9 protein-coding genes are annotated in these 13,345 nt (G+C 60.2%); 7 read left to right on the plus strand and 2 right to left on the minus strand.

Annotation, left to right across the window (positions count from 1 at the left end; translation table 11 throughout):
- Positions 1-90: 90 nt before the first annotated feature.
- Positions 91-675, plus strand: a complete 585-nt coding sequence (gene nfuA, locus CNQ84_RS09400) for a Fe-S biogenesis protein NfuA (RefSeq protein ID WP_096004631.1) — start codon at positions 91-93, stop codon at positions 673-675.
- A gap of 150 nt (positions 676-825) precedes the next feature.
- Entirely contained in the window at positions 826-1,758 is a 933-nt protein-coding gene (locus CNQ84_RS09405) for a chemotaxis protein CheV (RefSeq protein ID WP_096004632.1), read from the plus strand.
- A gap of 11 nt (positions 1,759-1,769) precedes the next feature.
- Here CNQ84_RS09405 and CNQ84_RS09410 read toward each other — a convergent pair whose 3' ends face one another.
- Positions 1,770-3,701 (minus strand): transglycosylase SLT domain-containing protein, encoded by a 1,932-nt coding sequence (locus CNQ84_RS09410; RefSeq protein WP_165771263.1) that lies wholly within the window; start codon positions 3,699-3,701, stop codon positions 1,770-1,772.
- A 198-nt stretch (positions 3,702-3,899) separates the two neighbouring features.
- Between CNQ84_RS09410 and CNQ84_RS09415 the strand changes: the two genes are divergently transcribed.
- Positions 3,900-5,822, plus strand: coding sequence for an ATP-binding cassette domain-containing protein (locus tag CNQ84_RS09415; protein WP_096004634.1), 1,923 nt, complete (start codon positions 3,900-3,902; stop codon positions 5,820-5,822).
- A 120-nt stretch (positions 5,823-5,942) separates the two neighbouring features.
- Here the strand turns inward: CNQ84_RS09415 and CNQ84_RS09420 are convergent, their stop codons facing one another.
- Positions 5,943-6,380, minus strand: a complete 438-nt coding sequence (locus CNQ84_RS09420; protein ID WP_083726005.1) for a universal stress protein — start codon at positions 6,378-6,380, stop codon at positions 5,943-5,945.
- Positions 6,381-6,985: 605 nt separating this feature from the next.
- On the opposite strand from CNQ84_RS09420, the gene fadB reads away from it, so the two are divergent.
- The 4 genes from fadB (at position 6,986) to topA (ending at position 13,334) form a co-directional block, all read left to right on the plus strand.
- Positions 6,986-9,133 (plus strand): fatty acid oxidation complex subunit alpha FadB, encoded by a 2,148-nt coding sequence (fadB, locus tag CNQ84_RS09425; protein ID WP_096004635.1) that lies wholly within the window; start codon positions 6,986-6,988, stop codon positions 9,131-9,133.
- A 30-nt stretch (positions 9,134-9,163) separates the two neighbouring features.
- On the plus strand, positions 9,164-10,339 hold the full coding sequence (gene fadA / locus CNQ84_RS09430) for an acetyl-CoA C-acyltransferase FadA (protein ID WP_096004636.1): 1,176 nt from the start codon (positions 9,164-9,166) through the stop codon (positions 10,337-10,339).
- A 69-nt stretch (positions 10,340-10,408) separates the two neighbouring features.
- Positions 10,409-10,621 carry a DUF1653 domain-containing protein gene (locus CNQ84_RS09435; protein WP_174704249.1) on the plus strand — a complete coding sequence of 71 codons (213 nt, stop codon included), beginning with the start codon at positions 10,409-10,411 and terminating at the stop codon, positions 10,619-10,621.
- A gap of 91 nt (positions 10,622-10,712) precedes the next feature.
- Positions 10,713-13,334, plus strand: a complete 2,622-nt coding sequence (gene topA / locus CNQ84_RS09440) for a type I DNA topoisomerase (protein WP_096004637.1) — start codon at positions 10,713-10,715, stop codon at positions 13,332-13,334.
- The last annotated feature ends 11 nt before the right edge of the window (positions 13,335-13,345 follow it).

Below are 13,345 nucleotides of genomic sequence, written 5' to 3' on the forward strand. Positions count from 1 at the left end.
ATAATAACCAAGTAAAAAGGTAGGGCTTTATTCGCGAGCGTGCATCCCTTACACTTGCGCCCTATAAGGTCATTGAGTACGAGGCATTTCATGGCAGGCATTGTTTTTACCCAGGCGGCAGAGGACTACCTCGCTGACCTGCTGTCCAAGCAGGATACTGAAGGCGTCGGCATTCGGGTGTTCATCACTCAGCCGGGCACCCCCTACGCGGAAACCTGTATTGCCTACTGCAAGCCCGGCGAGCAAAAGCCGGAGGACGAGCTGCTCAAGCTGGACTCTTTCAATGTCTGGCAAGACGCCGTCAGCGTGCCTTTTCTCGAAGAGGCGCTGGTGGACTTTGCTACCGACCGCATGGGCGGCCAGCTCACGATCAAGGCGCCGAACGCCAAGGTGCCGATGGTCAACGACGACAGTCCGCTGAACGACCGCATCAACTACCTGCTGCAAACCGAGATTAACCCGGGACTGGCCAGCCACGGCGGTGACGTCAAGCTGGTGGATGTGATTGAGGGCGGTATTGCGATCCTGCAGTTTGGTGGCGGCTGTCAGGGGTGCGGCATGGTCGATGTGACTCTTAAGGAGGGCATCGAGAAAACCATGATTGCGCGGATTCCCGAGATCAACGGTGTGCGCGACGCCACCGACCACAGCGTTACCGAGAATGCCTACTACTGATTTGGCAGCAACCGCTCGTCGTGGCCGTGCATAAATAATCGGCGCCGGCCTGACGTATGCTTGCGCCGGGCCGCAGCTGTAGCGCTATACTGCTGCAAACAGGCTGGCCTCGTGCCAGCGCTTGTTCCATCGGCACGATGAGGCGACGTTATGGCAGGGGTTCTGGATACGGTTGACCAGCGCACGCGACTGGTTGGTGAAAACCGACTGGAAATACTACTGTTCCAGCTTGCCGGACCGCAGCTGTTTGCGCTCAACGTCTTCAAGATTCGCGAAGTCCTCACGCTCCCGGCGTTGACCCAGATGCCCCAGCGCCACCCAAACGTGGTCGGCGTTATCCACCTGCGCGGGCAGACCATTCCAGTGATTGATCTGTCCGGTGCCATCGGTTTGCAGCCGCAGGCTGTGGATGCCAACAGCACCATCATCGTCACCGAGTACAACCTCTCCGTGCAGGCGTTTCTGGTGCGGGCGGTCGATCGCATCATGAACCTCAACTGGGACGCCGTGCAGCCACCGCCGCGAGGCGCTGGGCGCGCGCATTATCTGACCGCCATCACGCGGCTGGATAACATGCGTCTGGTTGAGATCATTGACGTCGAGAAGGTGTTGGCGGAAATCGTACCGTTCAATACCCGGGTCAGCGATGCCTTGCTGGAAGACCCGCTGCTGCAGCGCGCCCGCGGGCGCGAAGTGCTGGTGGTGGATGATTCGCCGACCGGTGTCAATCAGGTGCGTGACACGCTCGCGCAGCTCGACCTGCAGCTGCATGTGGCTACCGACGGGCTGAAAGCCCTGCGCATGCTGCAGGGCTGGGCCGACGCCGGTGAAGACCTCAGCGAGCGCCTGCTGATGGTGATCACCGATGCCGAGATGCCGGAGATGGATGGCTATCGTTTAACCACCGAGATTCGCAAGGATCCGCGCCTCAAAGACCTGTATGTGGTGCTGCACACCTCGTTGTCCGGCAACTTCAACAAGGCCATGGTCGAGAAGGTCGGCTGTGACGGCTTCCTGTCCAAATTCCAGCCCGACCAGTTGGTCGAGGTGGTACGTACCCGGCTGCAGCGGCTGGAGTCCTGAGCGCTGATGGCTCAAGGCTCCAGATAGCGCTCGTGCTGTTCCATCACTGGTTGCTGAATGCCGAGTTTCTCACCGTAGATCACTGCATAGCTAAGTACGCTCTGCACGTATTTGCGCGTCTCATCGAAGGGAATGGCCTCAATCCACACGTCTGATGGCAGGCTGCCCATGTCGCGGGTCCACTGACGCACGCGCCCCGGTCCGGCATTGTAGGCGGCGGAAGCCAGTACCCGGTTGCCAGCGAACTGGCGATGCAGGCCAGACAGGTAGGCCGCACCCAGGGCGATGTTGCGCTCGGGGATCAAGGCATCCTGATTGCCGGAATAAGGGATGGCGTAGCGTCGAGCAGTTTCCCGCGCGGTGGCCGGCATCAACTGCATCAGGCCCATGGCGCCAGCGTGTGAGCGGGCGTCGGCCATGAAAGCGCTTTCCTGACGGGTGATGGCATAAACCCAGGTGGAATTGATTTGGCGTGTCTGGGCCTGATCCTTGATTGATTGCTGATAGGCCATCGGGAAGCGGATATCCAGATCGTCCCAGTACTGTGCCTGGCTGATGCCGCGGATGGCCGGGAAGTACCAGGCCATCTGGTTGGCCAGGACGGCCTGTGCAATCAGCTGCTCGCGGTTGAAGCGGTCACCCGCGTGATACCACTCGCGGCGAGCATTGATCACTTCATTGCGGTCCAGAAACTCCTTGGCGCGCAGGGTGCCCGGGTCTTGCTGCACGCTCTGCATGACCGCGTCCGGCACGCTGGCGCGCTGATGATTCAGGGCGTAGGGCTGACGCGCTCGTTCTGCTGCGAGAAAGCCGTAGAAATCGCGCTCCTGCGCCAGCGCCTGATAGTCGCTGACCAGTTCGCCCACGCCGTTGTTGGCCAGTTGCGCACTGCGCAGGCGCCAGTAGCGCCAGCGGCTCTGTCCGGCCAGTGAAGGCGGCAGTTGCGCGGTAAGCTGGCTGGCGGTATCCCACTGGCGGGTCCGCAGGGCCAGGCGCACGCGCCACTCGCTGACGTCGTCATCTTTCATCTGTGGATCGTTGGCTGCCATGAAGGGCAGGGCGGCCGGGTCGACCTTTTTGGCCAGACGTACGCCGATATCGCGGGTGATGGCCAGGCGGTCTTCCTCGGCGTACGGCAGATCCTTGTATTGCGGCCAAAGGCTCAATGCGGTGCTCGCGTCATCGCGGCCGAGTCGGCGCAGTGAGACGGTGGCAATGTCGGTCATGCGCTGGGGCGGCAGGTTGCGATAGGCGCTGGCATCGCGGAGTTTGGTTGGCTGGGTGGCGGTATCGACAAATAGAGTCGCCAGCGTCTGGTTGTCCTGCATTAGCTTGGTCAGGTAGCGGGCCAGGGCGTCTTGGCGGTACAGCAGGGCCAGGCGGATACGTTGCCAGACCACGTCGTCGTTTAAGCCGCCAGCGGCGCGCCAGCGATCAAACAGCGGGTCGCAGGCGTTGGGCTGTGAGCGACCGACAGTCCAGAGTGTCTGGGCCTGCTGCATGGCGCCGGCTTGGTCGCCCATATCCCATTGGTGCATGGCACGGCGACAATCCAGGCTGGCGTTGCGGTCAGCCTCCTGGTACTGCTGGTCAAACTGCTGCCATTTGCCCTGGCGCGCCAGGCGGGTCAGCCAGCGGTCTTTCAGGCGGCTGGCAAAGGGCAGGGTGCTGTGATCGCGAACAAAGTCGGCCAGGTCCTGATCGGTGGCGCTGTCGAAAGTCTGGTTCAGGTAAGCCTGGCGGATGTAGGGGTAGAGCACGTAGTCGCGTAGCCCCGGCTCCAGCTGTCGAAACTGCTCCCACTGCTCCTTGTCGATGGCCTCCAGCGCGCGATCATAATTCAGGCGCTGGCTGTCCAGACGAGCATTGGCCTGGGCCAGCACGGGCAGCAGCAGGCTGGCAAGAAGAGTACAGGTGAGAAAGGAGCGGGTGTGGCGACGCATGATTCTCCTGCCGCGAGGGCGTTGCAAGCTCGGTAATTGTCGTTGCGGCTGTCTGCTTTGCTGGCTGCGGCCGATTTGCGCACAGCTTAGCCTGTTGCCTGACGGCGGCATAGGGCCGGCATGTGAAATGGCGCACAGCGGTTATCGGCACGCCCGCCACAGGGTAGACTATGCGGCTTGCAAACCAACAGGTGAGTTATGGCGCTGCTCTCGTTCTCTGATGTATCCCTGGCCTACGGCCTCAATCCGCTGCTCGACAAGGTGAGCTTTCAGCTCGACCGGGGCGAGCGCGTGTGTCTGATCGGCCGCAATGGCGCCGGCAAGTCCAGCCTGTTCCGGTTGGTGACCGGTGAGCAGGGTGCTGACGAGGGCGATATCTGGTTTGCGCCGGGTTTGAAGATTGGTCAACTGCCGCAGGAGCTGCCGGCGGCCGACGACAAGACCGTTTACGACGTGGTCGCCTCCGGCCTGGCTGGGGTGGGCGAGCTGCTGGCCGAGTACCATCACCTGATTACTGGCGAGATGGGTGACGCGGAGCTGGCGCGGCTGGAGAAAGTGCAGGTTCAGCTCGAAGCCAAAGATGGCTGGCGGCTGGATCAGTTGGTTGATACCACACTGACGCGGCTCGGCCTGCCGGCCGACAAACAAATGTCCGAGCTGTCTGGTGGCTGGCGCCGCCGCGTCTTGCTGGCCCAGGCGCTGGTGGCTGAGCCTGATGTGCTGCTGCTGGATGAGCCGACCAACCATTTGGATATCCATACGATTGCCTGGTTGGAGTCGGTACTGCTGGAATTTCGCGGTGCCGTACTGTTTATTACCCACGATCGAGCCTTCCTGCAGGCGCTGGCGACGCGCATTCTGGAGCTGGATCGCGGCCAGCTGATTGACTGGCAGGGCGACTACCGCAGCTTTCTTGAGCACAAGGAGCAGCAGCTGGCTGCCGAGGCCACGGCCAATGCGCTGTTTGACAAGAAGCTGGCGCAGGAAGAGGCCTGGATTCGCCAGGGCATCAAAGCCCGCCGCACCCGCAACGAAGGCCGTGTGCGGGCCCTCAAGGCGATGCGGGACGAGCGCGCCCAGCGTATTGAACGTCAGGGCAAGGCGAGCTTCCAGCTGGAAACTGCAGAGGCCTCCGGCAAGCGGGTTATCGAGGTCGAGCATGTCAGCTTTGCCTGGCCTGGCCGCGCGCTGCTGGTGCGTGACCTGTCGCTTAACGTGATCCGCGGTGACCGGATCGGTCTGATCGGCAACAACGGTTCCGGCAAAAGTACGCTGCTCAAGCTGCTGCTGGGGCAACTGCAGCCGACCAGTGGTCGCATTCACAGCGGCACGCGCCTGGAAGTGGCTTATTTCGACCAGCTGCGCGACCAGCTGGAGCCGGAAAAAACGGTCATCGATAACATCTCCGAAGGCCGTGATTTCATCGAAATCAACGGCGAGCGTCGACATATCATCAGTTACCTCGGCGATTTTCTGTTTTCGGCCGAGCGCGCACGTACGCCGGTCAAGGCGCTGTCCGGCGGTGAGCGCGCGCGCCTGTTGCTGGCGCGTCTGTTCAGCAAGCCGGCCAACCTGTTGGTGCTCGATGAGCCGACCAACGATCTGGACGTGGAAACCCTGGAACTGCTGGAAGAAGTGCTCGCCGGTTTCGACGGCACCGTGCTGATCGTCAGCCACGACCGGGCGTTTCTGGATAACGTGGTCACCAGCAGCCTGGTGTTCGAAGGTCAGGGCAGGGTGCGTGAGTATGTCGGCGGCTATGCCGACTGGCTGCGGCAGGGCGGCAGTGTTGACCAACTCGCGGAGTGGGGTGAGAAGGCGCAGCCGCAGAGTGCACCGGTTGCCGAGCCGCCCCCTGAACCAGCTGCGGCAGCACCGGCAGCGGCCGCCAAGCCCAAACTCAGCTACAAGTTGCAGCGCGAACTGGACGGGTTGCCTGCTGTATTGGAGGCGCTGGAGGGTGAGCTTGAAGCCTTGCAGGCGCAGGTCGGCGATCCCGAGTTTTATCTGCAATCGCATGAGGTGACCGCGCCGGTGCTGGCGGCAGTGGAAGCCAAACAGGCCGAACTGGACGCCGCTATGGAGCGCTGGGCGGAGCTGGAGGACCAGTCGGGCGGCTAGACCGCTTCGCTTTAGCTGCAAGCTACAAGCTACAAGCTACAAGCTACAAGCCAGGGTGGGCTGTTCTCCCGGGTTTCTCTTGCAGCTTGAAGCTTGCGGCTTGCAGCTCCCGCAGGGCTGTTAGCCCTTCTTCCCCAGTCGTACCGCAATCACGTCGCACGGCGCGCCGTGCAGCACATCGTTGGCGGTGGAGCCCAGCAGCAGGGCGAGGCCGTGTCGACCGTGGCTACCCACCACAATGAGGTCGCATTCCTGATCGGTGGCTACCCGATGAATCTCCTGGCGCGGATGGCCAAAGGCGATCTGCAGGCATTCGTCGGGCAGCCCGTAGTCGGCGGCAAACAGCTGCATGCGTTCCTTGGCCTGTTCAAACTGCTGCTGCTGCAGCATTGACAGGTCCATGGGTACATCCCCCCCGTACGCCATCGCAAGCGGCTCGACCACATGCAGTAGCGACAGCTTGGCGTTTAGTGCGTTGGCCAGCTGCATGGCGTGGTCGGCAACCGCCCGACACTCTTCAATCAGATCGACGGCTACCAGAACGTGTTTGTACAGCATGGGCTCTTTCTCCTTTTTTGCTCGGATACTAGGCGTTGCCCCAGCCTGATCGCAAGCGGTGCGTTGTTGATAGCGCTTCAGGTGGCCCGGCAAATGCTGTCGGCTTTTTATTTTCAAGCGCTAGCGCGTTGTTTTGAGCGTTGCGCTTTCACTAGTTTGCGGAGGTTTAACAGCGTACAAAGTCAGCATACGCCGCCTGGTAGCGATGGCCCAGCGCCAAGCATGCGACCGAATGGCGCTAGGCGCTCTGGCGCGCCGGTCGGCCGGCTTCTACAGTAGTCTGTTGGTATGCTGGCGCGTTGATTTTATGCGTGCCGGGCTTTGCCAGGTATCTTTCGCAACCTATTGTTTTTTAATGACTTTGAATCTAGGTGCAGAGGGGCGTACGCTAGTGCCTGGCGCTCAGGCGGTGCGCCGGCAATTGACAACCGCCAGGAATTAAAAGAAGGTGTGCGCACCCGAATCAAACGGTCGTATGAATTTTTTGGTTCATCCCGTCCCGGATAATCGGGATCGTTCATGACACGGGCTTGGCCTGACGCCCCTAGCGGCAGTCAGGTCGGTCGGTGTTTCTCATGTGCTTTTCATAGCGTGGAGATCAGTTGATGATTTACGAAGGTAAAGCCATCACGGTTCAAGGCCTTGAAGACGGCATCGTCGAGCTCAGATTTGATCTGCAGGGCGAGTCGGTCAACAAGTTCAACAGCGCCACTCTGTCCGAGCTCGATGCGGCAGTGCAGGCCATCCAGAACAACGCCGACGTTAAAGGCGTTGTTGTCACCAGCGGCAAGGACGTATTCATCGTCGGCGCCGACATCACCGAATTCGTCAGCACCTTCAAGCTGCCTGAAGAAGACCTGGTTGCCGGCAACTTGTCCGCCAACAAAATCTTCAATGCCTTCGAAGACCTGAATGTTCCCACTGTCGCAGCCATCAACGGCATCGCACTGGGCGGTGGCTTGGAAATGTGTCTGGCTGCGGACTTCCGTGTCATGGCCGCCAGCGCCAAGATTGGTCTGCCGGAAGTCAAGCTGGGTATCTACCCGGGCTTTGGCGGCACCGTTCGTCTGCCGCGCATTATCGGTGTCGACAACGCTATTGAATGGATCTGCGGCGGTACCGAGCAGCGTGCCGACAAGGCGCTGAAAGCGGGCGCAGTTGACGCTGTTGTTGCTGATGACAAGCTGAAAGCGGCTGCCATCGACGTGATCAAGCGCGCCATCGCCGGCGAGCTGGACTACAAGGCCAAGCGTCAGCCCAAGCTGGAAAAGGTCAAGCTGAACACCATCGAGCAGATGATGGCGTTTGAAACCTCCAAGGGTTTCGTCGCCGGCCAGGCTGGTCCGAACTATCCGGCACCGGTTGAAGCGATCAAGACTATCCAGAAAGCCGCTAATCACGGCCGCGAAAAAGCGCTGGAAATTGAAGCTGCCGGTTTTGCCAAGCTGGCCAAGACCTCTGTTGCTGCCAGCCTGGTGGGTCTGTTCCTGAACGATCAGGTGCTCAAGCACAAGGCCAAGAAGTACGACAAGCAGGCTGCCGACGTCAATCTGGCCGCTGTTCTGGGCGCGGGCATCATGGGTGGCGGCATCGCCTACCAGTCTGCGGTCAAGGGCACCCCGATTCTGATGAAGGATATCCGCGAGGAAGGCATCCAGCTGGGTCTGGATGAAGCCTCCAAGCTGCTTGGCAAGCGCGTAGCAAAGGGTCGCATGAAGCCCGAGCAAATGGCCAAGGCGCTGAACGCCATCCGTCCGACCATGTCCTACGGCGACTTCAAGGAAGTTGACCTGGTGGTCGAAGCGGTGGTCGAGAACCCGAAGGTCAAGCACGCGGTACTGGCTGAAGTTGAAGGTCAGGTGACTGAAGACACCATCATCACCTCCAACACCTCGACCATCTCCATCACCTATCTGGCTGAAGCGCTGAAGCGCCCGGAAAACTTCTGCGGCATGCACTTCTTCAACCCGGTACACATGATGCCGCTGGTTGAGGTTATTCGTGGCGAGAAGTCCAGCGAGAAGGCGGTTGCCACCACCGTTGCCTACGCCAAGAAAATGGGCAAGACCCCGGTTGTGGTCAACGACTGCCCCGGTTTCCTGGTCAACCGTGTTCTGTTCCCGTACTTCGGCGGCTTCGCTCGTCTGATCGGCATGGGTGCGGACTTCCAGCGCGTTGACAAGATCATGGAAAAATTCGGCTGGCCGATGGGCCCGGCGTATCTGATGGACGTTGTCGGCATGGACACCGGTCATCACGGTCGTGACGTCATGGCTGAAGGTTACCCGGATCGCATGGCTGACAAGACCCGCACTGCTGTTGACGTCATGTACGACGCCGGCCGCCTGGGTCAGAAAACCGGTAGCGGTTTCTACGCCTACGAGATGGACAAGAAGGGCAAGCCGAAGAAGGTGGTCGACGCCAAGGCATACGAACTGCTGAAAGAAGTGGTTCTGGAGCAGCGCGAGTTCACCGACGAAGAAATCATCGAGATCATGATGGTTCCGCTGTGCCTGGAGACCGTACGCTGCCTGGAAGACGGCGTTGTCGAGTCTGCAGCTGACGCAGATATGGGCCTGGTCTACGGTATCGGCTTCCCGCCCTTCCGTGGTGGCGCGCTGCGCTACATCGACACCCTGGGTGTGGCCGAGTTTGTTGCCATTGCCGATAAATACGCCGAGTTCGGCGCCATGTACGCACCGACTGAGAAGCTGCGTGAAATGGCGAAGAACGGTCAGAAATTCTTCGGTTAACCGCGGAACGTACAGAGCGAGAGTAAATCTATGAGCCTGAATCCGAGAGACGTCGTTATTGTCGACTTCGGCCGTACCCCGATGGGCCGTTCCAAGGGTGGCATGTACCGCAACGTGCGTGCTGAAACCCTGTCCGCCAACCTGATTACCGGCGTACTGGCACGTAACCCGAAGATCGATCCGGCGGAAGTTGAAGATGTAATCTGGGGCTGTGTAAACCAGACCCTGGAGCAGGGCTGGAACATCGCGCGCATGGCGTCGCTGATGACCCCGATCCCGCACACCAGCGCTGCGCAGACCGTCAGCCGTTTGTGTGGTTCTTCCATGAGCGCGCTGCACACCGCCGCCCAGGCGATCATGACCGGCAACGGTGATGTGTTTGTCGTCGGTGGTGTCGAGCACATGGGCCACGTGGGCATGATGCACGGTGTTGATCCGAACCCGGCCCTGTCGCTGTATGCCGCCAAGGCGTCCGGCATGATGGGCCTGACTGCTGAAATGCTGGGCAAGATGCATGGCATCACCCGCGAGCAGCAGGATGCCTTTGGTGAGCGTTCTCACCGCCTGGCCCACAAGGCCACCGTTGAAGGCAACTTCAAGGACGAGATCATCCCGATGGAAGGTCATGACGAGAACGGCTTCCTGAAGCTGTTCACTGAAGACGAGACCATCCGCCCGGAAACCACCCTAGAAAGCCTGGCTGCACTGCGTCCGGCGTTCAACCCCAAAGGTGGTACCGTGACTGCGGGTACCTCTTCACAGATCACTGACGGCGCCTCCTGCATGATCGTGATGTCCGCAGAGCGCGCTCAGGCCCTGGGTCTGGAGCCGCTGGCGGTCATTCGCTCGATGGCGGTGGCCGGCGTTGATCCGGCGATCATGGGTTACGGTCCGGTTCCGTCCACCAAGAAGGCGCTGCAACGTGCTGGCCTGAGCATGGATGACGTCGACTTCGTTGAACTGAACGAAGCCTTCGCTGCCCAGGCTCTGCCGGTCCTGAAAGACCTGAAGCTGCTGGACAAGATGGACGAGAAGGTGAACCTGCACGGCGGCGCCATCGCCCTGGGTCACCCGTTCGGCTGCTCCGGTGCACGTATCTCCGGCACCCTGCTGAACGTCATGAAACAGAACAACGGCACCATCGGTATCTCTACCATGTGCGTTGGCCTGGGTCAGGGCATCACCACGATCTTTGAGCGTGTCTGACGGCTCTGGCTGGTGACTAAAGCCGAGGCCCTGTGCCTCGGCTTTTTTATTGCTGTGAGGAGGTTGTATATGCGTCCAGGACGCTATCGGCACTATAAAGGAAAGGACTATCAGGTCATCGGTCTGGCGCGGCACTCCGAGACCGAGGAACCCTTGGTGGTCTACCGCACTCTGTACGGTGATTTTGATCTCTGGGTCAGGCCGCTCGCCATGTTCAACGAGCAGGTCGAGGTTGACGGGGAGCAATATCCACGCTTTACCTTTATCAGCGAAGACGTGTAGGCTCTGGCCCTCCAGCCTGTCCGGCAGTGTTCTGCCAGAAGGGGTTGAGTGTCAGCTTCGAGTTCAGTTCGGGTCAGGAAAACAAGTATCCATGGGAAAAGCACTGGTCATTGTGGAGTCGCCAGCCAAGGCCAAGACAATCAACAAGTACCTCGGCAACGAGTTTGTGGTGAAGTCGAGTATCGGCCATATTCGCGACCTGCCCACCAGCGGCAGCGGCAAGACCGAAAGCAAACCCAAAGGCGGGCGCAAGGCTGCTGCCAGTGAGCAGGAAAAGCAGCAGAAGGCGCGTGCCCAGTTGGTCAAGCGCATGGGCGTCGATCCAGAGAACGACTGGAAGGCGCACTACGAGATCCTGCCCGGCAAGGAGAAGGTCGTCGACGAGCTGCGTCGCCTGGCCAAAGACGCTGATACCGTCTATCTCGCGACGGACTTGGACCGCGAAGGGGAGGCGATTGCCTGGCACCTGCGTGAGAGCATCGGTGGTGACGATTCGCGCTACAAGCGCGTGGTGTTCAACGAAATCACCAAGAAGGCGATCCAGGAAGCCTTTGCCGAGCCCGGCGAGCTGGATATGAATCGGGTCAACGCACAGCAGGCACGCCGTTTTCTGGATCGCGTGGTCGGCTACATGGTGTCACCGCTGCTGTGGCAGAAAATTGCCCGTGGCCTGTCTGCCGGCCGGGTGCAGTCGGTAGCCGTAAAGCTGATTGTTGATCGCGAGCGCGAGATTCGTGCTTTCGTGCCGGAGGAGTTCTGGGAGGTTCACGCCAAGCTGAACACGCCCAAGGCCGAGAGTGTGCGCTTTCAGGTCGTCAAGCAGAACGGCGAGACCTTCCGTCCGGGCAACAAGGCAGAGGCTGATGCGGCCCTGGCGCTGCTGAACAAGGCGGCCTACAAGGTTGCCAAGCGAGAAGACAAGCCAACCAGCTCGCGCCCCAACGCGCCTTTTATCACCTCCACGCTGCAACAGGCCGCGAGTACGCGCCTGGGCTTTAGCGTAAAGAAAACCATGATGATGGCCCAGCGTCTGTATGAGGCGGGTTACATCACTTATATGCGTACCGACTCGACCAACCTGTCGGCGGACGCAATTGACATGGCGCGCAGCTACATCGAGAGCAACTTCGGCGCGCCATATCTGCCAGAAAAGCCCAACCTGTATAGCAGCAAGGAGGGCGCGCAGGAGGCTCACGAAGCCATTCGCCCCTCCGACGTGAAGCTCAAGCAGACCGATCTCAAGGGCATGGAGCGTGATGCCGAGCGCCTGTACGAGCTGATCTGGCGTCAGTTTGTAGCCTGTCAAATGACGCCAGCCAAGTACCTGTCCACCAATATTCAGGTGGCTGCCGGTGACTTCGAGCTGCGCGCCAAGGGCCGCATCCTCAAGTTTGACGGTTACACCCGCGTGATGCCGCAGCAGGGTAAGGGTGGTGAGGATGAGGTGCTACCCGAGATTCAGGTTGATGACGTCATGGCGTTGCAAGCCCTGGACCCCAAGCAGCACTTTACCAAGCCGCCAGCGCGTTATGCCGAGGCAAGCCTGGTAAAAGAGCTGGAGAAGCGCGGTATCGGCCGTCCTTCGACCTATGCGTCGATTATTTCCACCATTCAGGATCGTGGTTACGTCACGCTCAACAATCGCCGCTTCTACGCCGAGAAGATGGGCGACATCGTGACCGAGCGCCTCAACGAGAGCTTTCCGAACCTGATGGACTATGGCTTTACCGCCAACATGGAAGAGTCGCTGGATGACGTGGCGCAGGGTGAGGTGCTCTGGAAGAAGGTGCTGAACGATTTCTACAGCGACTTCAGTGCCAAGCTCAGCGCCGCCTCTGCATCGGGTGATGACAAGGGGATGCGCGCCAACCAGCCGACGCTGACAGACATTGCCTGTCATGAGTGCGGCCGGCCCATGATGATTCGTACGGCGTCGACTGGCGTATTCCTCGGCTGTTCTGGGTACGCGCTGCCGCCAAAAGAGCGGTGCAAGGCGACTATCAACCTGGTGCCGGGCAACGAAGTGGCCGCCGATGATGACGAAGGTGAGTCACGCGTGCTGCGCGGCAAGCGTCGCTGCGGCCTGTGCGGCACGGCGATGGACAGCTACCTGATTGATGAGCGGCGCAAGCTGCATGTCTGCGGCAATAACCCGGATTGCTCTGGCTTTGAGATCGAAGAGGGGCAGTTCAAGATCAAGGGTTACGATGGCCCGACGCTGGAGTGTGACAAGTGCGGCAGTGAAATGCAGCTGAAGACCGGTCGTTTCGGCAAGTACTTCGGCTGCACCAATAGCGAGTGCAAGAACACCCGCAAGTTGCTGCGCAATGGCGAGGCCGCGCCACCCAAGGCAGACCCGGTGCCCATGCCTGAACTGAAGTGTGAGAAGGTGGACGATGTCTACGTCTTGCGCGACGGGGCTTCTGGTCTGTTCCTAGCGGCAAGCCAGTTCCCGAAAAACCGGGAAACCCGCGCGCCGCTGGTTAAAGAGTTGCTGCCGCACAAGAGCGAAATCGATCCCAAGTACCACTTCCTGCTGGATGCGCCAGTTGCTGACCCGGATGGTAACCCGACCGTGGTGCGCTATAGTCGCAAGACCAAGGAGCAGTACGTACAGACGGAAGTTGAGGGCAAGCCGACCGGTTGGCGTGCATTCCACGATGGCAAGCAATGGTCGGTGGATGACAGTCGCAGCAAAAAAGCCAAGCGTTGAGGTGATCAGCC

This window comes from Pseudomonas abyssi (assembly GCF_002307495.1).
GTDB lineage: Bacteria > Pseudomonadota > Gammaproteobacteria > Pseudomonadales > Pseudomonadaceae > Halopseudomonas > Halopseudomonas abyssi.